At 72.5% G+C, this 22,086-nt stretch carries 18 protein-coding genes; 8 read left to right on the top strand and 10 right to left on the bottom strand.

Annotated elements, in window-relative coordinates; all coding sequences use genetic code 11:
- Positions 1-39 precede the first annotated feature (39 nt).
- Positions 40-660 carry a TetR/AcrR family transcriptional regulator gene (locus BLW57_RS35455; RefSeq protein ID WP_093479788.1) on the bottom strand — a complete coding sequence of 207 codons (621 nt, stop codon included), beginning with the start codon at positions 658-660 and terminating at the stop codon, positions 40-42.
- Between the two features lie 131 nt (positions 661-791).
- Between BLW57_RS35455 and BLW57_RS35450 the strand changes: the two genes are divergently transcribed.
- The 3 genes from BLW57_RS35450 (at position 792) to BLW57_RS35440 (ending at position 3,517) form a co-directional block, all read left to right on the top strand.
- Positions 792-1,421 carry an alpha-ketoglutarate-dependent dioxygenase AlkB gene (locus BLW57_RS35450; protein ID WP_093479787.1) on the top strand — a complete coding sequence of 210 codons (630 nt, stop codon included), beginning with the start codon at positions 792-794 and terminating at the stop codon, positions 1,419-1,421.
- 82 nt (positions 1,422-1,503) lie between these two features.
- Entirely contained in the window at positions 1,504-2,250 is a 747-nt protein-coding gene (locus BLW57_RS35445; RefSeq protein ID WP_093479786.1) for an MBL fold metallo-hydrolase, read from the top strand.
- Between the two features lie 31 nt (positions 2,251-2,281).
- Positions 2,282-3,517: a DUF4032 domain-containing protein gene (locus BLW57_RS35440; RefSeq protein ID WP_093479785.1), complete on the top strand. Its 1,236-nt coding sequence runs from the start codon at positions 2,282-2,284 to the stop codon at positions 3,515-3,517.
- Position 3,518: 1 nt separating this feature from the next.
- Here the strand turns inward: BLW57_RS35440 and BLW57_RS35435 are convergent, their stop codons facing one another.
- On the bottom strand, positions 3,519-4,385 hold the full coding sequence (locus tag BLW57_RS35435) for a universal stress protein (protein WP_093479784.1): 867 nt from the start codon (positions 4,383-4,385) through the stop codon (positions 3,519-3,521).
- A 128-nt stretch (positions 4,386-4,513) separates the two neighbouring features.
- On the opposite strand from BLW57_RS35435, the gene BLW57_RS35430 reads away from it, so the two are divergent.
- From BLW57_RS35430 to BLW57_RS35415, 4 genes are all read left to right on the top strand, one after another.
- Positions 4,514-4,867 (top strand): VOC family protein, encoded by a 354-nt coding sequence (locus tag BLW57_RS35430; RefSeq protein WP_093479783.1) that lies wholly within the window; start codon positions 4,514-4,516, stop codon positions 4,865-4,867.
- Between the two features lie 135 nt (positions 4,868-5,002).
- Positions 5,003-6,679 (top strand): NAD(P)/FAD-dependent oxidoreductase, encoded by a 1,677-nt coding sequence (locus BLW57_RS35425; protein ID WP_093479782.1) that lies wholly within the window; start codon positions 5,003-5,005, stop codon positions 6,677-6,679.
- The gene (locus BLW57_RS35420; RefSeq protein WP_093479781.1) at positions 6,676-8,136 is read left to right on the top strand and encodes an ATP-binding protein; all 1,461 of its coding nucleotides are present in this window, start codon (positions 6,676-6,678) and stop codon (positions 8,134-8,136) included. The genes BLW57_RS35425 and BLW57_RS35420 overlap by 4 nt, the downstream gene beginning before the upstream one ends.
- Positions 8,133-8,483 carry a UBP-type zinc finger domain-containing protein gene (locus BLW57_RS35415; RefSeq protein WP_093479780.1) on the top strand — a complete coding sequence of 117 codons (351 nt, stop codon included), beginning with the start codon at positions 8,133-8,135 and terminating at the stop codon, positions 8,481-8,483. The genes BLW57_RS35420 and BLW57_RS35415 overlap by 4 nt, the downstream gene beginning before the upstream one ends.
- Before the next feature lie 15 nt (positions 8,484-8,498).
- On the opposite strand, the gene BLW57_RS35410 is transcribed toward BLW57_RS35415, so the two are convergent.
- From BLW57_RS35410 to BLW57_RS35390, 5 genes are all read right to left on the bottom strand, one after another.
- Positions 8,499-9,719, bottom strand: a complete 1,221-nt coding sequence (locus BLW57_RS35410) for an SGNH/GDSL hydrolase family protein (RefSeq protein ID WP_093479779.1) — start codon at positions 9,717-9,719, stop codon at positions 8,499-8,501.
- Complete coding sequence (locus BLW57_RS35405; protein WP_093479778.1) at positions 9,716-12,067, bottom strand: glycosyl hydrolase family 95 catalytic domain-containing protein; 2,352 nt, start codon at positions 12,065-12,067, stop codon at positions 9,716-9,718. Before BLW57_RS35405 ends, BLW57_RS35410 begins: the two co-directional genes overlap by 4 nt.
- A 12-nt stretch (positions 12,068-12,079) precedes the next feature.
- Positions 12,080-13,912, bottom strand: a complete 1,833-nt coding sequence (locus tag BLW57_RS35400; RefSeq protein ID WP_093479777.1) for an alpha-galactosidase D — start codon at positions 13,910-13,912, stop codon at positions 12,080-12,082.
- A gap of 36 nt (positions 13,913-13,948) precedes the next feature.
- Complete coding sequence (locus BLW57_RS35395; protein ID WP_093479776.1) at positions 13,949-15,136, bottom strand: ROK family transcriptional regulator; 1,188 nt, start codon at positions 15,134-15,136, stop codon at positions 13,949-13,951.
- 164 nt (positions 15,137-15,300) lie between these two features.
- Positions 15,301-17,091 (bottom strand): M4 family metallopeptidase, encoded by a 1,791-nt coding sequence (locus tag BLW57_RS35390; protein ID WP_176985848.1) that lies wholly within the window; start codon positions 17,089-17,091, stop codon positions 15,301-15,303.
- Between the two features lie 310 nt (positions 17,092-17,401).
- On the opposite strand from BLW57_RS35390, the gene BLW57_RS35385 reads away from it, so the two are divergent.
- On the top strand, positions 17,402-18,571 hold the full coding sequence (locus BLW57_RS35385; protein WP_093479775.1) for a serine hydrolase domain-containing protein: 1,170 nt from the start codon (positions 17,402-17,404) through the stop codon (positions 18,569-18,571).
- Between the two features lie 128 nt (positions 18,572-18,699).
- Here BLW57_RS35385 and BLW57_RS35380 read toward each other — a convergent pair whose 3' ends face one another.
- The 3 genes from BLW57_RS35380 to BLW57_RS35370 are packed head-to-tail and all read right to left on the bottom strand — an operon-like array spanning position 18,700 to position 21,784.
- Positions 18,700-19,092, bottom strand: coding sequence for an STAS domain-containing protein (locus BLW57_RS35380; protein WP_093479774.1), 393 nt, complete (start codon positions 19,090-19,092; stop codon positions 18,700-18,702).
- Positions 19,089-20,174: a cobalamin B12-binding domain-containing protein gene (locus tag BLW57_RS35375; protein ID WP_093479773.1), complete on the bottom strand. Its 1,086-nt coding sequence runs from the start codon at positions 20,172-20,174 to the stop codon at positions 19,089-19,091. Before BLW57_RS35375 ends, BLW57_RS35380 begins: the two co-directional genes overlap by 4 nt.
- Positions 20,171-21,784: a PP2C family protein-serine/threonine phosphatase gene (locus tag BLW57_RS35370; protein WP_176985847.1), complete on the bottom strand. Its 1,614-nt coding sequence runs from the start codon at positions 21,782-21,784 to the stop codon at positions 20,171-20,173. Before BLW57_RS35370 ends, BLW57_RS35375 begins: the two co-directional genes overlap by 4 nt.
- Between the last annotated feature and the right edge of the window lie 302 nt (positions 21,785-22,086).

Raw genomic sequence — 22,086 nt, 5'->3', positions numbered from 1 at the left:
TCGGGAGAGGGGACGGGGGGCCGGCCCGGGCGGTGCCGCTCAGCCGGGGGTGCCGCCGCCGTCCGTGAGCAGCGCGGTGAGCAGCTGCTTGAGCCAGCGGCGTGCGGTCTCGACGTCCCGGTCGAGCAGCAGCTGGGTGGTGACACCGTCGTACGCGGCGACCACGGCGTGGGCGGCTCCGTCGACACCGCCGAGCACGGCGGGCAGTGCGGTGTGGCCCCGGGCTCTGCGGAGCCGGTCGGCGATCGCCTCCCGGAGCCGGGTGCGGTGGTCGAGGAGGGCCCGGGCGACGTCCGGGTCGCGGGCGGCGTGCACCAGGAAGTCGGTCTTCACCAGCAGCCAGTCCACGTCGAGCAGCAGCACGTCGGTGACCCGGTCCACGGAGGCGGGCACGTCGAGGTCGGGTCCGTCCTGGGCGAGGGCCTCGGCCACCTGGGAGGCGATGAGGTCGGCGCGCTCCTGGTAGAGCGCGAAGAACAGCTCGTCCAGGGTGGCGAAGTTCGAGTAGAAGGCGCCTCTGCTGAACCCGGCGGCCTCGCAGATCTCCTCGATCGAGACCCGCCCGAAGCCCTTTCCCGCGAACACCTCGAAGGCGGCGTCGAGCAGCCTGGCCCGGGTGCGGACCCGCCGCCGGGTGACCCGCTTCGCCGTCTCTTCCATACGCCTCGCCCTCCGTTCGATGCACGAACGTATCGGATACACCGATGTATCGAAAGGGTTCGCACAGCACTCTCCCGCGACCCTCCTGATCCAATGGGAACGTACTTTCGATTAAGGAGTACGCTGGGCGCATGTCCACGCACCTCCAGGGCTCCCTGTTCGACCAGACCGACGAGCTGCGGCTCGGCCGGCTCGACGGACTGAGCCGGACCGCGCTGGGCGCCGGTGCCTGGATCGACGTCCTCCCGGGCTGGCTGAGCGGCGCCGACGCCCTGTTCGAACAGCTCGCCGCCGAGGTCCCTTGGCGGGCCGAGCAGCGGAAGATGTACGACAACGTCGTGGCCGTACCCCGCCTGCTGGCCTACTACAGGGCGGGCGAACCGCTGCCCCACCCCGTGCTGGACGAGGCCCGCACCGCGCTGTCCCGGCACTACGCCGAGGAGCTGGGCGAGCCGTTCACCACCGCCGGGCTGTGCTTCTACCGCGACGGCCGGGACAGCGTGGCCTGGCACGGCGACCGCATCGGGCGGGGCGCTCGCCAGGACACCATGGTCGCGATCCTGTCCGTGGGCGAACCCCGGGACCTGCTGCTGCGCCCGGCGGGCGGCGGCGACCGGACCGTGCGGCGGCCGCTCGGCCACGGCGACCTGATCGTGATGGGCGGCTCCTGCCAGCGCACCTGGGAGCACTGCGTGCCCAAGACCGCGCGGGCCGCGGGCCCGCGCATCAGCGTCCAGTTCCGGCCGGACGGCGTGCGCTGACCGCCCGGCCCCCTGCGCACGGCGCTGCCGGATCTGGTTGGCTGTCCCCCGACGATCAGCCGGACACGGGCTCGGAGAGATCATGCGGGCAGAGGTACAGCAAGTGGCCGACGGCACCTATCTGGTGCACGGCCACCACGTCAACTGGGTCATCCTGAAGGACGGTGACGCGGTCACGCTCGTCGACACCGGCTATCCGGGCGACCGCGAGGGGCTCCTCGGCTCCCTCGCCGAGGTGGGCAGCGCCCCGGAGGCGGTCGCCGCCGTGCTGATCACCCACGCGCACAACGACCACCTGGGCTCGGCCGAGTACCTGCGCGCCGGCCACGGCACGCCGGTGTATCTGCACCCGGCCGAAGTACCGCACGCCCGGCGGGACTTCCTGCAGCAGGCGACCATCGGCGACGTGGTCCGCAACGCCTGGCGGCCGGGTGTGCTGCCCTGGGCCGTGCACGTCCTCAAGGTCGGCGGCACCGACCACAACCCCGTCGCCGCGCCCGAGCCGTTCCCGGCCGAGGGCCCGCTGGACCTGCCCGGCCGCCCGGTGCCCGTGCACACCCCCGGTCACACGGACGGCCACTGCGTCTACCACCTGCCCGGGGCCGGCCTCGTGATCTCCGGGGACGCCCTGGTCAGCGGGCACGCGACCTCACGGATCAAGGGCCCGCAGCTGCTCCACGACTTCTTCCACCACGAGCGGGCGCGGGCGCTCGCCTCCTTGGACGTCATCGGCGCGCTCGACGCCGACACCCTGCTGCCCGGACACGGGCCCGTCCACCATGGCCCGGTGCGCGCCGCGGCGGAACAGGCCAGGGAACGGGCCTCCTAGAACACCCGCGCGGGGCCTTAGGGTTTCTGCCATGGCCTTGCAGATCAGCGCCACGAACCCGGAGCACCCCGCGCTCCTGCTCGCCCTGCCCTGGGACGTGCCCCTGGAGGAGTGGCCCGAGGAACACCTCGTGCCGCTCCCCCGCGGCATCTCCCGGCACGTCGTCCGCTACGCGCGGGCCGGCGACGAGGTGATCGCCGTCAAGGAACTCGCCGAACGGCCCGCGCTGCGCGAGTATCAGCTGCTGCGCGATCTCGACCGGCTCGGCATCCCGGCCGTCGACCCCCTCGCCGTCGTCACCGGGCGCACCGACGGCTCGGGCGCCCCGCTGGAGCCGGTGCTGGTCACCCGGCATCTGCGTGGCTCGATGCCGTACCGGTCCTTGTTCGAGACGACCATGCGGCCCGCCACCATGCACCGGCTGATGGACGCCCTGGCCGTCCTGCTGGTCCGGCTCCACCTGTCCGGGTTCGCCTGGGGCGACTGCTCGCTGTCCAACACCCTGTTCCGGCGGGACGCGGGCGCCTACGCCGCCTACCTGGTCGACGCCGAGACCGGCGACCTGCACCCCCGGCTGAGCCCGGGGCAGCGGGAGTACGACCTCGACCTGGCCCGCGTGAACATCAGCGGCGAACTGCTCGACCTGGAGGCATCGGGCGCGCTGCACCCGTCCGTCGACCCGATCGAGTTCGGCCACGAGATCTGCACCCGCTACCAGGGGCTGTGGCGGGAACTGACCCGCACGTCGGTGTATCCGGCGGGCGAGTACCACTACATCGAGCGCCGGATCCGCCGCCTGGGCGAACTCGGCTTCGACGTGGCCGAGATGCAGATCGAGCACTCCTCCGGCGGCGACACCGTCACCTTCGTGCCGAAGGTCGTCGACGCCGGCCACCACCAGCGACAGCTGCTGCGGCTGACCGGCCTGGACACCGAGGAGAACCAGGCGCGGCGGCTGCTGAACGACCTGGAGGGCTGGATGGCCACCCAGGACGACCACGCCCCGGGCGACCCCCTCGCCGCCCGTCCCGAGGTGCTCGCCCACCGCTGGGTGCGGGAGGTGTTCCGGCCCACCGTACGGGCGGTGCCGCCGGAACTGCGCGGCTCCATGGACCCGGCCGAGATCTACCACGAGCTGCTCGAACACCGCTGGTACCTGTCCGAGCGGGCGCAGCAGGACATGGGTCTCGACACCGCCGTCACGGACTATGTCGAGAACGTGCTGCCCCGGGCCCGGGGCCCGGTGGAGCCGACCACCCCGGAGTAGCTCACTCGTGCGGGACCACGGCCACCGGGCAGTCCGCGTGGTGCAGCACCCCGTGCGCGACCGAGCCGATACGGGCGCCGACGGCACTGCGGTGCGCCCGGCGGCCGACGACCACCAACTGGGCCCGGCCGGCCACCGACAGCAGCACCTGGCCGGCGCTGCCCATCTCGACGTGTTCGGCGACGGGCACGTCCGGGAACCGCTCCCGCCACGGCTGGAGCGCGTCGGCCAGTGCCTGCTTCTCGTACGGTTCCAGACCGCCCACGTCGTCCAGCAGCTTCATCGAGCCGGGGCTGTAGGCGAAGACGGGCGGCAGGGTCCACGCCCGGACGGCCCGGACGGTGGCGCCGCGCGCCGCCGCCGTCTCGAACGCGAACCGCAGCGCCTCCGCGCCGTCCTCGGCGCCGCCGTGCTGGCCGACCACGACGTCCCGGCCGGCCGCCTCCGACGTCGGCCGGTCACCGGCGCGCACCAGGACGACGGGGCGGGCCGCCTCGGCGATCACCTGCTGACCGACGGACCCCAGCAGGAACCCGAGGACGGGGCCGTGCCCGCGCGAGCCGAGCACGAGCATCTCGGCCTCCGCCGCCGCGGTCGCCAGCGCGTCCGCGGCGCCGCCCTCGACCACGTCGACGCTCACCCGGAGCTCCGGATGCCGCTCGCAGACGCCGCGCACGGCCGCGGAGACGCCCTCCGACACCCATCCGTGCTGGGTGTCGCGGTCGGCGGTGGCGAGCGCCTCGGCGTAGCGCCACGCGTGCACCACCCGCAGGGGCAGGTCCCGGCGTACGGCCTCCCGGGCCGCCCAGTCCAGTGCGGCCAGGCTCTCCTCCGTACCGTCCACCCCTGCCGTGATCGGGCGTGTCATGCGTGGGCCTCCTCGTCGTCGCCGTGTCCTCGTGGTGCGCATGCCCCCGGTCGGGCGGGGATGCGCACGGCCACGATCATGCCGTGCGGCCGGGGTGTCCGTGACCGGTCCGCCGCTACCCTGCCGTCATGGCGTTGGAGTGGGAGCAGGTCGACGTGGACGCGGCGGACCCGGTGGCGCTCGGCCACTGGTGGGCCGAGGCGCTCGGCTGGGTCGTGGTGGCCGACACGGCGGACGAGTTCGAGATCAGGGCCGCCCCGGACCGGCTGCCCGGGTTGCTGTTCGTCCCCGTGCCCGAGGGGAAGACGGTCAAGAACCGGCTGCACCTGGACTTCCGGCCGACGGACCAGGCCGCCGAGGTGGCTCGGCTGCTGGCGCTCGGCGCCCGGCACGCGGACGTCGGACAGGGCGAGCGGCCGTGGGTGGTGCTCGCGGACCCCGAGGGCAACGAGTTCTGCGTGCTCGGGGAGCGCCGCGGCTGATCCCCGCGGCCGGTCACGGCCGGTGCCGGATACCCGGAGCGAACCCGGGCGATCGAACATACGATGGGCTTCGAACCGGTGCGGTGGTCCCCACGACACCGGGCCGTGTGAGCCGACTCTCGGGGTGGGAGACGTATGGCACAGGCCGCCGAGGCAGCGCGGACCGTCATCCTGACCGTGGACGACGACCCGGGGGTCTCCCGCGCCGTCGCCCGCGACCTGCGGCGGCGCTACGGCGAGTCCTACCGGATCGTGCGCGCGGAGTCCGGCGAGTCCGCGCTGGACGCGCTGCGCGAGCTGAAGCTGCGCGGCGACCTGGTGGCCGTGATCCTGGCGGACTACCGCATGCCGCAGATGAACGGCATCGAGTTCCTGGAGCAGGCGCTCGACGTGTACCCGGGCGCGCGGCGGGTGCTGCTGACCGCGTACGCCGACACCAACGCGGCCATCGACGCGATCAACGTGGTCGACCTGGACCACTATCTGCTCAAGCCCTGGGACCCGCCGGAGGAGAAGCTCTACCCGGTCCTGGACGACCTGCTGGACGCCTGGCGCTCCAGCGCCTACAAGCCGGTGCCCAGCACCAAGGTCGTGGGGCACCGCTGGTCGGCACGCTCCTCGGACGTGCGGGAGTTCCTGGCCCGCAACCAGGTGCCGTACCGCTGGTACTCGGTGGAGGAGCCGGAGGGGCAGCGGCTGCTGGCGGCCGCCGGGCAGGACGGGCAGCGGCTGCCGCTGGTGATCACCCCGGACTGCACGGTCCTGGTGGAGCCGGAGGCGCCCGAGCTGGCGGCGCGGGTGGGACTGGCGACCACGCCGACGGCCGACTTCTACGACCTCATCGTGATCGGCGGCGGTCCGGCCGGGCTGGGTGCCGCCGTGTACGGGGCCTCGGAGGGGCTGCGGACCGTGCTGGTGGAGCGGTCGGCGACCGGCGGGCAGGCCGGGCAGAGCTCCCGGATCGAGAACTACCTGGGCTTCCCCGACGGAGTCTCCGGCGCCCAGCTCACCGACCGGGCGCGGCGGCAGGCCGCCAAGTTCGGCGCCGAGATCCTGACCGCGCGCGAGGTGACCGGGCTGGAGGTCAACGGCGCCGCGCGGGTCGTGCGGTTCGCGGACGGCTCGGCGATCGCGGCGCACAGCATCATCCTGGCGACGGGCGTGCAGTACCGGCAGCTGGAGGCCGAGGGCTGCACCGACCTGACCGGGTGCGGGTTGTTCTACGGTTCGGCGCTGACGGAGGCCAGTTCCTGCCAGGGGCAGGACGTCTACATCGTCGGCGGCGCCAACTCGGCGGGCCAGGCGGCGATGTACCTGTCCCGGGGCGCGAAGTCGGTGACGCTGCTGGTGCGCGGCGCGGACCTGTCGGCGTCCATGTCGTACTACCTGATCCAGCAGATCGGTGAGGCGCCGAACATCTCGGTCCGCTCCCACACGGTCGTGGACGCGGCCCACGGCGGGGACCGCCTGGAGAGCCTGACGCTGCGTCACACGGTGACCGGCGAGCGCGAACGGGTCGACGCCCAGTGGGTGTTCGTGTTCATCGGCGCGGCCCCGCTCACCGACTGGCTGGGCGACACGGTACTGCGTGACGGGCGCGGGTTCATCCTGGCCGGGCCCGACCTGACCGCCGACGGGCGGCCGCCGGCGGGCTGGGAGCTGGACCGGCCGCCGTACCACCTGGAGACCAGCATTCCCGGCGTGTTCGTGGCGGGCGACGCGCGCGCCGAGTCCGCCAAGCGCGTCGCGTCCGCCGTAGGAGAGGGAGCCATGGCCGTGATGCTCGTCCACCGGTACCTGGAGCAGTCATGAGCGGGCAGCTCATGCCGTGCAACCCGCGGGAGATCAGCTCCCTGTTCCTCTTCGAGAAGCTGAGCCCCGAGCAGCTGGGGCGGCTGTGCAGCGAGGGACGGGTGGAGCTGTTCGAGGCCGGCCCGGTGTACACCGAGGGCGACCCCGCCACCTGCTTCTTCGTGATGCTCGAGGGCACGGTCGTGCTCTCCCGCCGGGTCGGCGGCGACGATGTGGAGGTCAGCCGGACATCGCAGCGCGGCGTGTACGCGGGCGCGATGCAGGCGTACCTCGGCGACCGGGTGCGGCAGGTGTACAATAACTCGATGCGGGTCACCGAGCCGACCCGTTTCTTCGTGCTGCCCGCGGACATCTTCGCGGACGTCATGAGCGAGTGGTTCCCGATGGCCGTGCACCTGCTGGAGGGCCTGTTCTTCGGCTCGAAGAACACCCAGGCCGCGATCGGGCAGCGGGAGCGGCTGCTCGCCCTCGGCTCGCTGTCGGCGGGGCTCACCCACGAACTGAACAACCCGGCGGCGGCGGCGGTCCGGGCCACCGCCACGCTGCGGGAACGCGTCGCGAAGATGCGGCACAAACTCGCCCTGATCGCCGAGGCGCCGTTCACCCGCGAGGTGATGGCCGGCCTGATAGAGATCCAGGAGCGCACCGCCGAGCGGGTCGCCAAGGCACCGGCGCTCAGTCCGCTGGAGGCGTCCGACCGCGAGGACATGCTCACCGACTGGCTGGAGGACCACGGCATCGACTACGGCTGGCAGGTCTCCCCGACCTTCGTACAGGCCGGGCTCGACGTCGACTGGCTGGAGCAGGTCGCGGCGGCCGTGCACACGGACATCCTGCCCAACGCGGTCGGCTGGCTCAACTACACCGTCGAGACCGAGCTGTTGATGAACGAGATCGAGGACTCCACCACCCGGATCTCGCACCTCGTCGACGCGGCCAAGCAGTACTCGCAGCTGGACCGGGCGCCGTACCGGGTGGTGGACGTGCACGAACTCCTCGACAGCACGCTGCTGATGCTGTCGGGCAAGAGGGGCCCCGGAATCAAGGTCGTCAAGGAGTACGACCGGACGCTCCCGCCGGTTCCCGCCTACCCGGCGGAGCTGAACCAGGTGTGGACCAATCTCATCGACAACGCCGTCTCGGCCATCAACGGCGCGGGCGGCGAGGGCACGCTGACGGTGCGGACCGCCCTCGATCACGAGCGGGTGCTGGTGGAGTTCCGGGACACCGGGCCCGGTGTGCCGCCGGAGATCAAGGACCGGATCTTCGACCCGTTCTTCACCACCAAGCCCGTCGGCGAGGGCACGGGTCTCGGCCTGGACATCTCCTGGCGGATCGTCGTCAACAAGCACCACGGCACCCTGCGGGTCGAGTCGGTGCCCGGCGACACCCGCTTCCAGGTACTGCTCCCCCTGACCGCCGAGACGCCCGCCGAGGAAGCGGAGGACAACGCATGAGCACCGTCGAGGGAATCGACCCGAGCGTCCCGCCGAGCGGCACCGGCTGCGTGGAGTGCGACGCGGCGGGCGGCTGGTGGTTCCACCTGCGCCGCTGCGCGCAGTGCGGGCACGTCGGCTGCTGCGACGACTCTCCCGCCAAGCACGCCACCGCCCACTTCCGGGAGACGGGGCATCCGGTCATCCAGAGCTACGAGCCGGGCGAGAGCTGGTTCTGGAACTTCGCCACGGACGAGCTGTACAGCTCCGGGCCCGATCTGGCGCCCCCGCGCAGCCATCCCGCCGAACAGCCGGCCCCGGGCCCGGTGGGGCGGGTGCCCGCCAACTGGGCGCAGACACTGCGCTGAGGCGGCCGGCGCGGTTCAGCGTCCGCAGTCCAGGCTGCCGGTGCCGACGGCGTCGGCCAGGGCCTGCATGCCCTTGTCGTTGGGGTGCAGGTGGTCGCCGCCGTCGAGGAAGGGCAGGATCCGCGTGGGGTCGTACGGGCTGCGCAGGATCCGGTCGAAGTCGGTGACGGCGTCGAAGTCGCCGCTGCCGCGCAGGAACCGGTTGACGTCCTGCCGCACGGCCTCGGCGGCTGGATCCCACTCGGGCCAGCCCTTGAACGGGGCGATGGTGGCGGCGACCACGCACATGCCGGCCGCGTGGGCCCGCCGGGCGATCTCCCGGTAGCCGGCGGCCAGGTCGGCCGCGGTGACACCGGTGTGCGCCTTGATGTCGTTGACGCTCTCGAACAGGAACAGGGTGCGCACTCCGGGCTGTGAGAGGACGTCCCGGTCCAGCCGGTGCAGGGCGCTCTGCCCGGCGCCGTCGGCGAGGATCTTGTTGCCGGAGATGCCCTCGTTGGCCACCCCCCTGATCGGCGTGCCGAGGGTGCCGAGGCGGCGGGCCAGGTAGTCGGGCCAGCGGCGGTTCAGGTCGGTGGTGGACTGCCAGCCGTCGGTGATGGAGTCGCCGAGCGCGACGACGGCGCCGGTGGCCCGGCCGGCCGGCCGTACCGAGACGGCGTCCAGGTACCACCAGGAACCGGTGGTGCGCGTCCAGGCGGCGCCGCTCTCCTCGGCGGTGTGGTCGCCCCCGCCGGTGTACGACGTCTGCATGGCCATCCAGTGGCCGGAGGCGGGTCCCGCCGCGTCGGGGGTGCGCAGGCTGACGACGAGGTCCGCTCCGGCGGGCCACCTGCCGGGCAGCGGATCGCTCCAGGCCGCGGCGCCGGCGGGCACGGTGACCGTGGGGACTCCGCCGAAGGTCACCGGCCGGTTGCTGCCCGGCCGCAGCGCGGCTCCCGTCTCCCGCAGTCCGGCGTGGACACCGGCCAGGGTCAGCGGGCGGTCGCCGAAGGCGTTCGTGAAGCGGACGCGCAGGTCGCTGCCGCCGACGCTGGTGTGGACGATCAGCCGGTAGCCCTGGCCGGCGGTGCCCTCGCCCATGAGGTCGGCGCTCGCCGCCCAGGTGACGACGCCGGTGGCGTGCGTGGTGGAGTCGGGCAGCGGGCCGGCCGCCCGCGCGGGCGCGGTCTGGCAGGCGACGGCGGCCAGCAGCGCCGCGACGACGCGGCCACCGCGTGCGAGACGGCCGCTCACCGGACGAGGTCCCGGATCGTGACGGACCCGCCCGGCCGCATCCGGACCGTCCGGGACGTCCCTGCGTATCCCACGGAGGTCATGGTGCCGCCGACGCTGCGGATCCGCACCTCGGTGGGTTTGCCGTCCCGCCAGCTCAGGTCGACGAGGAAGCCACCGCGGGCTCCGGCGCCGGTCACGGAGCCGGCGGCGGCCCAGGCGCCGGGCAGGGCCGGCAGCAGTTCGAGGTGCCCGGGGCGCGAGTACAGCAGCATCTCGGCCACGGCGGCCGGGGTGCCGAGGTTCGCGTCGATCTGGAAGATGCCCCGGCCCGGCTCTGTCTGGTAGATGTCGAAGAGGTTGGGTGCGGTGCCGTTGCCGCCGCCGGTCGACGGGCGCAGGTTGTTGCCGATGAGCCGGTAGGCGTTGTCGGCGTTCTTCAGCCGGGCCCAGCACAGCGCCCGCCAGGCGTTGGCCCAGCCGAAGCTGTCCATGCCGCGCGAGAGGAGCAGGGCGGTGGCGCCGGTGACGATGCCGGCCGGGGTGGAGCCGTCGGGCCGGATGCGGTCGCCGGGGAACAGGCCGACGAGCGGCGACAGATGCCGGTGGGTGGTCTCGCCCAGGTCGTCGGGGGACATCCACTCCTCCAGCCTGCCGGTCTTCGGGCTCACCACCGGGAGGTAGAGCCGCTCGCGCAGTGCACCGACGGTATCCGCGTACCCGGCGTCCCTCCGCAGCAGTGCGGCGGCGGTGCGGTAGTTGCCGAACAGTGCCCACACCAGTTCCTGGGCGTAGGTGATGCCCTTGGCGTCCAGCGGGCCGTGCTCCGGTGACCAGTCGCTGTCGGCGATCAGCACCTCCTCGGAGGTGCCCGGCAGGGTGTGGGTGATCAACCGGGCCTCCCAGAACTCGCAGGCGCCCTTGAGCAGCGGGTAGATCTTCTCCAGGTGGGCGCGCGACGCGGTGAACTCGTAGTGCTCGAAGAGTGAGTTGCACAGCCAGGCGTTGCCCGCCGGGTGCCACCACCAGCCTCCGCCGCCGTAGGGGTTGGTGGAGATCGCGACCGTCCAGCCGGCGGTCCTGCCGCTGGAGTTGCGGTAGCGGTTGCGGGGGTCGTCGAAGAGCCGCCGGGTGAGGTCGGTCCAGGCGGGGAGCTGGGCCGTGCAGTAGTCGGTGAGGGCGTCGAAGCAGGACGGCAGGCCCACCCGGTCGGCCATCCAGTAGTTCATCTGGATGTTGATGTCGGTGTGGTAATCGCCCATCCAGTCCGGGTCGTTTCCGTCGAGCCAGAGACCCTGGAGTCCCATCGGCAGGCTGCCGCGGGAGCCGGAGATCATCAGGTAGCGGGCGAACTGGACGTAGGCTGCCTCCAGTTCGGGGTCGGGTGCGCCGTCGTCGGCGCGGGCCCTGACGCGTTCCCAGGTGTCCAGGGAGCGCTGTCCGGCGCTCGAGGCGCCGAGGTCGAGGCCGAACCGGTCGAACAGGGCGCGGTGGTCGGCCACGTGCGTGCGCAGCAGGGAGTCGACGGAGTGGCGGGCGGCGGCACGGACCTTGGTGCGGGCCAGCGCCCGGGGGTCGACGGAGGGGTCCCGGTAGTGGGCCGAGGGGTCGGGGGCGTAGTCGGTGCCGCCGCTCAGCAGGACGGTGAGCTCCCGGCAGCCGGAGAACTCGATGTGCGGACCGGCCACGCGGACGGTGCCGCCGCTGCCGTGGGCGGTGATCGCCGCGCCGTAGCGCAGGCCGTTGGCGAAGGACCCGGCGAACGAGTCCGCCTCTCCTCCGGTCTCTCCATGGGTGCCTTCGAGGGTGAGGGTGCCGGTGTGACGCCCGCCGCCGCTCTGCTCGAGGTGCAGCACGAGGACGTCGTCGGGGCGGCTGACGAACAGCTGCCGCCGGTAGGTGACCCCGGAGTGGACGTAGGAGGTGGTGACCACGCCCTGGGCGAGGTCGAGGGTGCGGCGGTAGCCGGTGACGGCGGACAGGTCGTGGTCGAGGAGGTCGACGGTGAGCCGGGCGAGGAGGGTGAGGGAGCCGAAGTCGGCGCGGCCGTAGGGGAACTGGCCGTCGGCGTCGAGGGTGTCGTTGAGGCCGCCGGTCCACAGTGTGGCGTCGGTGACGAGGAGGAGTTCACGACCGGGGTCGTTGCTCGCGAGGGCGCCGAGGCGGCCGTTGCCGACCGGGAGGCCCTGTTCGATCATCGAGTGCTCGTCGGCGGGGGCCCGCCACCACAGCCGGTGGCGGTCGTCGGAGGGCGGCAGCTCGGTGGGCCGGCGCGGGGCCGCGGTCGCGGTGAAGGCGGGCAGTGACGCGAGGGCTCCGGTGGCGGCCGCGAGGGTCAGGAAGCCGCGTCTGCTGGGCGGGTGCTCCATGGCGGGCTCCGATCACTGCCGGGGGGACGAGGGGACGTCGATGCGGTCGATGTCCGGGGCGTAGTCCGAACCGCTGTCGAAGGTGACGGTGTTGGCGCCGGCCTTGAGGGTGACGGGGACGCTGACCGTCTCGGGGGTCCCCCAGTCGCCGGTGGAGGGGAACCTGTGGCGGATCGCCGCCCCCGAGCCGGCGGAGACGTTCACCGGGCGCGGGTCGCCGCTGATGTACGTCACCTCGATCAGGTAGGTGCCGGGCCGGTCCACGACGACGTCGTTGAAGCGGAGGGTGCCTCCCAGGTACAGGTCGCCGACCTTCTTGCCGCCGGAGCAGGCGGAGCAGTCGGCGACGGAGGCTTTGCCGCCGAGGGTGTTGCCGCCGGCCTCGGCCTCGTAGCCGGTGCTCCTGAGGGCGCTGCCGTGCGGGGTGACGGTGAACAGGCGGGAGCCGTGGGCGGGCAGCGCCTCGGTGATCCGGTTCCTGCGGGAGCCGAGGTCCTCGTGGTTCCACAGGTCGCGGACCGCCGCGTTGCCGGTGAAGCCGAGGGAGGAGAAGTCGGCCGTGACGGCGGCGGGGGCGTCGGCGAGGTTGAACAGCGCGACGGTGTGGGTGCCGTCCGGGTTCTTCGCGGCCCACACCTGCTGGGGGTCGGAGGGGGTGACCGGCCGGGCGGGCGGGCCGTCGCCCTGGTCGACGGCGATGACCTCGCGGTTGGTGAGGAGCCGCACGCCGTAGTCGTCGAGCTTCGTGAGGTCGTCGCCGGTGTAGAGGGGGGACTTGGCGATGGCCCACAGGGTGGCGTACGTCTGCCGTTCGGCCTTGGTCAGGCCGTCCATCGCGCCGTTGCCGACGTCGAGGGAGTCCAGGTCGTTCCAGCCGCCGGGACCGGCGTGCCGGGTCCAGCCGGGGGTGTCGTCGAAGCGGTCGTCGACGGAGTTCTCCCAGCCGACGAGGGTGTTGCAGTAGCACTCGACGTCGGTGTCGACCCGCCAGCCACCGGCGTACTTCTTCCAGTCGGCGGCGTGGCCGATGTCCAGCGACCAGGACAGCTCCAGGTGGACGGGGCGGCCGGTGGCGGCGATCGCCTTCTGCCAGGCGGCCACGTCGGCAACGTTGTCGTAGTTGTCGCCGCTCTTGAAGGAGCCGGGTCCGACGCCGTCGAGCTTGAGGAAGTCGTAGCCCCAGGAGGCGATCGCCCGGGCCTGTGAGTCGATGTACTTCTGGGCGCAGGGCCTGCCGAAGTCGATCTTGTAGGCGCTGTCCCAGCCGTTGGTGGTGCGCAGGTCGCCGTAGACGATGTCGGCCGTGGTGCAGCCGTCGCCGTGCCACAGGGGCACCGTGCCGTCGCCGTACGCCTCCTTCTCCAGGCCGACGGGCAGGTAGATGCCGGCCTTGAGGCCGAGCCGGTGGATGTGGTCGGCGACCGCCTTCATGCCGTGCGGGAAGCGCACGGGGTCGGCCTGCTGGCGGGCGTGGGCGTCGAACCCGGGCTTCCAGTCCTTGTCCCGCCACCAGCCGGAGTCGATGTTGACGTACTCGTAGCCGAACCGCTTGAGCCGGGCCGCCAGCGCGTCGGCCTGTTTCAGGACGTTCGCCTCGGTCAGGTAGCTGTAGTCGCCGTCCGGGTTGAGGCCGGGGTACTTGGACGACTGCATGCTCCAGCTGGACCAGCCCATGAAGGGCCGCGCGGCCACGGCCGACGCGGAGCCGGCAGACGCTGTGTCCGCGCGGGCGGTGCGCGCGTGCGCGGTGGCCGGCGCGGTCGTGGCGAGGCCCGCGGTGAGGGCCAGGACGACGGCGGCCCCGAGTGCGCGTGCGGGCGGGACGGAGTGCGAGGGTGACCGCATGGGCCGTACCTCCTGGGTGGGTCCGGGTCGGGCGGCTCAGCCCGCTCCGGAACTGGTGGACTGGGTGATGAAGGACTGGATGGCGGCTGCTGCCGCGCCGCGCGCCCACTCCTCGAAGGGCAGTGGGCGGGTCTGTACGTCGCACCGGGCGGCGGAACCGAAGGCGGCCGTGGTGAACGCCTCCCGGATCTGTTCGGCGAAGAGGTCGTAGGCGGCGAGCCCCTCGCCGGAGATGATCACGCGTGCGGGGCCGAGCAGGTTGGCGACGGTGGCGATGCCCCGCCCGATGGCGTCCCCGGCCCGCGCGTACACCTCGCGGGCCCCGGGGGCCCCTTGGTGCGCGAGGAGTACCGCCGCGGCGCTGTCCTCGACCTGGCGCCCCGTCACCTTGCGCATGCGGGCGACGACGGCGGCCTCCCCGGCGATCGCCTCGACGCAGCCGCGGTTGCCGCAGTGGCACGGGGGCCCGGCGGGGTCGACGACGACGTGCCCGATCTCGCCGGCCACACCGTGGGCACCGGAGACGACCCGGCCGTGCACCACGAGTCCGCAGCCGATGCCCGCGCCGACCGTCACCAAGGCGAAGTCACTGAGCCCCACCCCGGCGCCGAACCACTGCTCGGCGACGGTCAGCGCGCGCACGTCGTGGTCGACGACGACCGGCAGTCCGCAGGCCGTGGCGGCCAGTTCGGCGAGCGGCACGTCCCGCCAGTCCAGGAACGGCGAGTAGCGTACGACCCCCTCGGCGCGGTCGACGTCGCCGGAGACGGCGATGCCGAGGCCGGCCACGGGTGCCGCCGACTCCGCCGCCCGCGCGAGGAGTTCGTGCACGAGGTCGGTGATCGCGGTCAGTACGGGTCCGGGAGCCCGGTTAGGCAGGGGGGTGCGGCGGGCGAGCCGGATCCGGCACCGCAGGTCGGTCAGGACGGCGATCAGTTCACCGCCGGTGACCTTGACCCCGATGAACAGGGCCCGTTCGGCGTTGACCCGGACCAGGCTGGCGGGCCGGCCGAGGGCGGGGCGGGCCTCCGCGTCGGCACCCTCCGCCAGGTATCCGGCCGCCAGCAGCGGCCGTACGGCCTTCGTCACCGCCGCCGGGGAGAGGCCCGCCCGGCGGCCGGCCTCCAGGCGGGTCAGGGGGCCGTGGGACAGGACCGTCGTGAAGACCTGGGCGGCGGCCGGTGTGTGCGCCGGGAACGTCTCGGCGTGCGGGGTCGAGCGCATGGCCGGGAACCTAGGGCCCTTATTTTCCGCTGTCAATAAAAGAAACAGCGGCTGTTACGGAGGCAGTTGGGGCCGCCGCCCGGGTCCGGACATGCGGATGCCCCGCGCGCGGCGGGGCATCCGGTCGTGCTGTGCCGTGCTGTGCCGAACTGTGCTGCCGGGTGTCAGCGGTGGGCGCGCGGCGTGTTCGCGGCGGTGACGTTCACCGCGGACCACGACTTGTCCACCGTCTTGTACTCGGTGCTGTTGGCGCCGTACAGGTCCTTGGCCGCCTTCAGGGTCGCGACGCGAGCCTGGTGGAAGTCGGTCGTGGAGACCATGTAGCGGGTGAGCGCGCGGTAGTAGATGGCGGTGGCCTTGGTCCGGCCGATGCCCTTGACCGCGATGTTGTGGTAGGTCGGCGAGTTGTAGGTGACCGTGCCGATCTTCTTCTTGCCGCTGCCCTCGGCGAGGAGGTAGTAGGCGTGCGAGGAGACACCCGAACCGGCGTGCACCTCGGTGTAGTAGACGTCCGACGACCAGTAGTCGATGGTGCCCTCGAGCTTGTCCAGCGACGGGTGGTCGAGGCGGCGCAGGAACTTCTGGGCGAGGCCCAGCTTCTCGCCGACCAGGTAGTCCGGCGTGTCCTTCGCGTTCTTGGCGTAGAACTCGACGTTGGAGCCGAAGATGTCCGCCAGCGACTCGTTCAGCGAACCCGGCTCACCGTACTGGTTGCCGTACTCGTCGACGAAGGTCGGCTGCAGGTTGGCGGTCGCCTCCACCACGCCGTGGGTCAGCTCGTGACCGGTGACGTCGAGGACGACGAGCGGCTTCTTGAACATCTGGCCGTCGCCGTCGCCGTACAGCATGCAGTTGCAGGTCGGGTCCCAGAAGGCGTTGGCGACCTTCTTGCCCCAGTGGACCATCGCCTGGGCGGGCTTGCTGTTGTTGGCGATGCCCTTGCGCTTGAACGTGGACTTGTAGAAGTCCAGCGTCTTGGTGATGCCGTACTGGGCGTCGGCAGCGGCGCTGACCCGGCTGGTGGTCTTGTTGTTGCCCCACACGTTGGTCGTGTTGGTGAACTTCGAGCCGGAGCTGAACTTCTCCGTCATCGAGCCCTTGGCGTCACGCGTCTCGGTGCCGTACCGGCTCGGGTCCTTCAGCTGGTAGTGGCCGCGCGAGGTCTGCGTGGTGGTGAGGCCGACGTTGCCGACGAAGAGGGTCTTGCCGGTGCCCTTGGCAGCCGACGGGTACGCCGCCGCGGCGGAGGAGCCCGAGCCGAGCAGGCCCGACGGGGCGGAGGATCCGACACCGGTGGCCGGGTCGGCCGTCTCGCCGCGCTTGCGCAGGGTGTCGAGCAGCTTCGGCGACAGGAACTCGTCGCTGTCGGGGGTGTTGCTGCGCACCTTGCCGCTGACGGCGTCGACGACGACGGTGTGCGAGCTGCCCTGCGTGGCCACCGTCACCTGGTAGGCGAGGGCGGACGCGCCACCACGGGCGTCGACGACCAGCTGGGCGCTGCTCGCGTCACCCTTGGCGGCCTTGGCGGCCTTGGCCGCGGCCTGCGCTGCGGTCAGCTTCGCCTGCGAGGTGGCCGCCGGCTTGACCGCGTGGTCGGCCGCGCGGGTCACGCCCGTGTAGGCCAGCTTGCGGTCGAGGTGGACGATGAGGTCACCGCCGAGCACCGGCAGGTTTCCGTGCGTCCGGACGAAACGGACGTGCCGGGCACCCTCGGGGTCGACCATGACGTCCTGGGCGTGCAGCGCGTCGCCCTTGGAGACGCCGGTCGCCGAGGCGTGGGCGAAGGCCGCGCTGCGCGCCGCCTCCACCACCGCCGTGGCGTTCGTGGCGGAGGACGCGGCGGTCCGCTCCACCCCCGTCGTGGAGGGGCCCGCGAAGGCCGTACCGGCCAGTCCCGTCGCGGCCGTCGCGACAGTGACGGCGATCGCCAGGGAGCGTATGTGCGGTCTACGCAATCTGATCAAAGTTCCTTCGTGCGAAGACGGCAGGGGTCACCAACCGCCTTGTCACATGGCGCAGTTGACGCGCCACGGGGGCTGGTAGGGCCCCGGGGTCACCCTTTCGGATCAGTCATGTCCCCGTAAAGCCGGAATGATCCATTTCGCGGATTTCTAGAGGAATCCTTTACGAATGGGCGCCACAGGGTGATCACGGGTCCCTCAACTGTGTGTCGACAGCGGAGACGTTGCCCCGATCCCCTAGGTTCCGAGGCCTGAGTGTGACCGATATCGCATCAGGAACCGTACGGATGGGAGTGGATGCCGGATGGTCTCAGCAACGGTGGGCAGGGGCGCGGTCCTCGGGGCGGTCGTACTGTCGCTGCTCGCGGTCCCGGCGCGCGCGGCGACCGCGGAGGCGGGTACCCCCGTGGCGGCGGCGCTTCCGGCGCCCGACACGGCGGGCCTGGCGGCGGTGCTGCGCACGGCCGTGAACCAGGGCGCACCCGGTGCGCTGGCCCGGATCGACGACCAGGGCCGGACATACCGGTCCACACAGGGAGTTGCCGACCGCGTCACCGGGCGGGCCATCGCCGCCGACGACCGGTTCCGGGTGGGCAGCGTCACCAAGACCTTCTCGGCGGTGGTCCTGCTCCAGCTCGTCGACGAGAAGAAGCTGACGCTCGACGCCCCGGTCAACCGGTACCTTCCCGGACTCCTGCCCGACGACCGGATCACGGTGCGCCAGGTGCTCGGCCACCGCAGCGGCCTGTACGACTACACCAACGACATGTTCGCCGAGAGCGTGTCCGGTTTCGAGGCGGTGCGCAAGAAGGTCTACACCTACCGCCAGCTCGTCGGGCTCTCCCTGAAGAAGCCCCGCACCAACGCGCCCGGCGCCGCCTACGCGTACTCCAACACCAACTTCGTCGTGGCCGGCCTGCTCATCGAGAAGCTCACGGGTCACTCCGTGCGGACGGAGTACGAGAAGCGCGTCTTCGAGCCGCTGCGTCTGCGGGACACGTTCTACGTGCACCCCGACACCACGATCCCCGGCCGGTACGCCCGGGGATACCTCACCCCGGACACGGCGGGCGGCAAGCTGGTCGACGCGACCGCCCAGACGGTGTCGTGGGCGCAGAGCGCGGGCGCCATCATCTCCAGCGCGCGGGACCTGAACACCTTCTACTCCGCGCTGCTGGGCGGCAGGCTGATGTCGTCCGCGCGGCTCGCCGAGATGGAGCGCTTCACCCCGGTCAACAGCACGACGGCGTACGGACTCGGCCTGCGCCGCCGCGACCTGTCGTGCGGGGTCTCGGTGTACGGCCACACGGGCGCGGTCCAGGGGTACTACACCTACGCCTTCGCGACGAAGGACGGCAGCCGCAGCATCACGGCCGTGGCCGACACGTCCAACAACGGCAAGGTCCTCGGCACGCTGGCGCGCACGCTGGACGCGGCGTTCTGCGGCGCCCCGAGGACAGCGGCCGAGGGCTAGGCGGGCGCGCCACGGCGCCGCGCGGGCCGTGACACGCGACACGGCCCGCATACCGGGGCGAACGCGCCCGGTGGAGTCGCCCCGCCCACGAGGCGGCCGTCAGGGACCGGACGTCGGCATCGCCGCGGTCAGGTGGCGCCCGCCCCGGTCAGGCCGTCGTCGTCCTCGGACTCGTGGACGCCGCCCGCCACAGCGGTGAGGTGGTCCAGGACGTTGGTCAGGCGGAGGACGCGCTCCAGCACCTCGGGCCGGTTGTCCAGGTGCAGGGTGGCCCCGGTGGCGCTGGTCCGGCGGTGGACCATCAGCAGGGCGGACAGGCCCGAGGAGTCGATCCACGTCAGATCGGCGAAGTCCAGGCGGACATCGCGAGGCGGCGGCTGGCCGCTCGCCAGGTGCTCGACGACGGTCTGCACGAAATCGTCGCTGGTGTCGTAGTCGAGTTCGCCGGCCACGCGCACCGTGAGCGTGGCGGGTTCACTGAGGACGACGAGGGTGAACTCGGATGGTGGCAGGTTGGTCATGCGCGGGTGTCGGGGCCGGGGACAGGACGGGCGGGGCGGCCGCTCAGGGCGGCGGAGCCCTCGTGGATCAGGTGAGAGGCCCGAGGGAAGTCGCGCAGTTGGCCGGCCAGGGCCTCCAGGCCGGTCACCAGCGAGTGGGCGGGCACGTGACGGACCTCGAGGATGTCCGCGGTCCAGGTGAGGAACGCCGTGAACAGGTCGGCGTCGTCGACGTAGAGGGCCGTCGCGAGGAAGCCGACGACGTGGGCGAGGTCCTCCGCGGTGCGCTCCCGCTGGGTCTCGCTGTAGCCCCGCATGGCGGGAAAACGGTCCTCCAGGTCGGACAGCGTCTGCTTGACCAGCTGGGCCCGGGTCTGGACGACCATCGTGTACTCCTGGTCGGCCAGGTGCGGCAGGTCGTCCACCGCCTGCCGGCTCGCCGAGGCGTCCGGCCGCGCCATGCCCTCGTCGAGCACGGCGACCGCGGCACGGGCGTCGGGTGCCCAGCGGTCGGCGCGCAGGGTCCGGGCGTAGCGCCCGTCGGGGCCGAAGGCGCGGCCGCCGGCCAGCACGGGCGCACCGACGGCCTGGCAGGCGGTGATGGCGCCGTGCGCGACGGGCAGGTGGGTCGGGATCGAGCCGGACAGCAGGACGGCGTCGGGGTTGGTCTGGTGCAGATGCGCCACGAGGTGCGGCGTGGGGGTCTGGGCGCCGAGGAAGTCGACCCGCCAGCCGCGCAGCCGCAGGACCTCGGCGACGAGCCGGGCGGGGAAGGCGTGCCACTCCCCGTCGACGCAGGCGACCGTCACCCGGCCGCGCGGCGGGGCCGCGCTCTTCTCGGCGCGCCGGTGGGCGAGGGAGGCGACGACCCGCTCGTTGATGGCCGTCGCGGCGTGCTCCTGGGCCACGCTGAGCCGGTCGGCGGCCCATTCGACGCCCACCTTCTCCTGGACCGGCGCGATGACCTCCAGGAGCAGCGTCTCGTCGTCGGCGCCCTCGTCCAGGGCGCCGTGCACGACGTCGGCGGCCCAGTACTCGTCGCCATCGGTCACGGCGTCCCACAGCCGGTCGACGAGGGGGGCCGTCGCGGTGCGACGACTCACATGCTCCTCCTGCTCCTGGTGCCGCCCGCGCGCCCGTTGACGACCTTCAGCGAGCCGTTGCGGGGCGCGCTGATGGCCACGGCGGCCATGTCGTCGTGCCGGCCCGCGCCCAGCCACTGCGCCGCCAGCATCTGCACCCGTTCCACGACCGCCTCGGCGGGCATGCCCGCGCACTCGGCGAGCGCCCGCTGCAGGCGCCTCTCACCGAAGAGTTCGTCGCCCAGCGGGCCGCCGCGCGCCTCGGTGATGCCGTCGGTGTAGAGCAGGCACGTCTCGCCCGGCGCGAGCACCGTCTCCACGGTGTGCGCCTTGACCGACGGCAGCGCGCCCACCAGGGTGCCGTGCGTCGGGACTTCCTCGACGCTGCCGTCGTTGCGGACGATCAGCGGCGGCAGGTGTCCGGCGCTGGTCAGCCGCACCTGCGCGCGGCCGCCGCGGCGGCGCACCGAGGCCAGCACGATGGTGGCGAACCGGGTGTGATGGGAGGTCAGCAGGGCGCCGTTGAGCAGGCCGAGAATCCGCTGGTGGTCCTCCGCCAGGGGCAGCAGGGCCTGCAGCGTGTTGCGGATCTTGCCGGTCAGCACCGCCGCGTCCAGGCCCTTGCCCGCGACGTCCCCGAGCACGACGAGGGTCTCCTGGGAGGGGTCGGCGCCCGGGTGGACGTCGTAGAAGTCCCCACCGACCCGCTCGTGGTCCTTGGCGGCGCGGTAGCCGCCGGCGTACTCCACTCCGTGGACGCTGTCGAGCGCGGGCGGCAGCAGTTCCCGCATCAGCGTGTCGGTGATGGTGGTCTGTTCCGTGTACAGGCGGGCGGCGGAGAGGGCGGCACCGGCGCGGGCGGCGAACAGGCGGGCGAAGACCTCCTCGCCCTCGGTGAAGGCCTGCTCGGTGCTGGACCGCAGCAGGACGAGGGCGCCGGCGGGCACTCCATGGCCGGGGAGCGGGGTGACGATCACGGAGCCGACGGGGCCGGAGAAGCCGTCCGGGACAACCCAGTCGGGGATGAGGGCGGGGTCGATCCAACGGGCCGGTACGGGCGGGAAGCCCTGGAGCGCCTCGGCGAGGCCCGGTACGCCGGCGACGTCGACCTTGCGCGTGGTCTGGGTGACGGGGCCGCCCTGGCGTGCGTAGGTCAGCGGGTAGCGGCGTCCGCGGGGCGGTGCGATCAGGACTGCGGCTTCGGCGAGGTGCTCTGCGGCCATGGAAGCGGCCACCTCCATGCAGCGCGGCACGTTCAGGGTGGACAGCAGCGCGCTGGAGGCCTCGGAGAGCACCTCGGTCCGCATCTGGGCGTCGCTCAGCGCCGTCTCGGCCAGGCGCCGGTCGGTCTCGTCGACCAGCCACCAGACCACGTCGCCGTCGCCGGCCTGCGTGGGATGGGCCTCGAACAGACGCCCGTTGATACGCCCCGTCGGCGGGCCCTCGGAGGCGCCGCGCGTGCCGGCGTCGATGCGCTGGTGCGCTCCCCAGAGCCAGGAGGGCACCTGTTCGTGCAGCCAGTCGCCGCTCGCCGCGTCGGGGAGTATCAGTCGGGCGGCCTCATTGATCCGGACCAGACCGCCGTGCCGGTCGACGACCAGCACCGGATAGGGGGCCTCGGCCCACGTCACGCCGACCCTGAGGTCGGCGTCGGGTGGGCGGGCGGAGGAACCGGGGGAGAATGACACAACCGGAGGCACGCGTCGTGCGCACCTCACCACCTTCCTGCCATGGAAAACAGATGTCCTCTGACAACCGTCCCGCACGGGTCCCCATGGACGCAACCCACGTGGGCGACCCCTTGGGCATTCCCACCGAATTCGGTGCAGGTGCGGGAGATTTGTCACACGACTCAGCGAGGCGTCGCCAACGTGTTCGCACGGGCGCCCGGTTCGGAGCCGGACGGACCGGTTCGGCGATCTTGGCGGAACCA

Origin of the sequence: Streptomyces sp. 1222.5, from assembly GCF_900105245.1 — a bacterium.
GTDB lineage: Bacteria > Actinomycetota > Actinomycetes > Streptomycetales > Streptomycetaceae > Streptomyces > Streptomyces albidocamelliae.
Note: the sequence above shows the minus strand (reverse complement) of the source record. Positions and strands in the feature narration are given on the sequence as shown.

Coding starts and splice junctions, on each gene's coding strand:
- BLW57_RS35420 (WP_093479781.1), top strand. CDS start 6,676: ATGAGCGGGCAGCTCATGCCGTGCAACCCGCGGGAGATCAGCTCCCTG.
- BLW57_RS35380 (WP_093479774.1), bottom strand. CDS start 19,092: ATGACCAACCTGCCACCATCCGAGTTCACCCTCGTCGTCCTCAGTGAA.
- BLW57_RS35385 (WP_093479775.1), top strand. CDS start 17,402: ATGGTCTCAGCAACGGTGGGCAGGGGCGCGGTCCTCGGGGCGGTCGTA.
- BLW57_RS35445 (WP_093479786.1), top strand. CDS start 1,504: ATGCGGGCAGAGGTACAGCAAGTGGCCGACGGCACCTATCTGGTGCAC.
- BLW57_RS35435 (WP_093479784.1), bottom strand. CDS start 4,385: ATGACACGCCCGATCACGGCAGGGGTGGACGGTACGGAGGAGAGCCTG.
- BLW57_RS35415 (WP_093479780.1), top strand. CDS start 8,133: ATGAGCACCGTCGAGGGAATCGACCCGAGCGTCCCGCCGAGCGGCACC.
- BLW57_RS35400 (WP_093479777.1), bottom strand. CDS start 13,912: ATGCGGTCACCCTCGCACTCCGTCCCGCCCGCACGCGCACTCGGGGCC.
- BLW57_RS35430 (WP_093479783.1), top strand. CDS start 4,514: ATGGCGTTGGAGTGGGAGCAGGTCGACGTGGACGCGGCGGACCCGGTG.
- BLW57_RS35455 (WP_093479788.1), bottom strand. CDS start 660: ATGGAAGAGACGGCGAAGCGGGTCACCCGGCGGCGGGTCCGCACCCGG.
- BLW57_RS35405 (WP_093479778.1), bottom strand. CDS start 12,067: ATGGAGCACCCGCCCAGCAGACGCGGCTTCCTGACCCTCGCGGCCGCC.
- BLW57_RS35395 (WP_093479776.1), bottom strand. CDS start 15,136: ATGCGCTCGACCCCGCACGCCGAGACGTTCCCGGCGCACACACCGGCC.
- BLW57_RS35440 (WP_093479785.1), top strand. CDS start 2,282: ATGGCCTTGCAGATCAGCGCCACGAACCCGGAGCACCCCGCGCTCCTG.
- BLW57_RS35425 (WP_093479782.1), top strand. CDS start 5,003: ATGGCACAGGCCGCCGAGGCAGCGCGGACCGTCATCCTGACCGTGGAC.
- BLW57_RS35450 (WP_093479787.1), top strand. CDS start 792: ATGTCCACGCACCTCCAGGGCTCCCTGTTCGACCAGACCGACGAGCTG.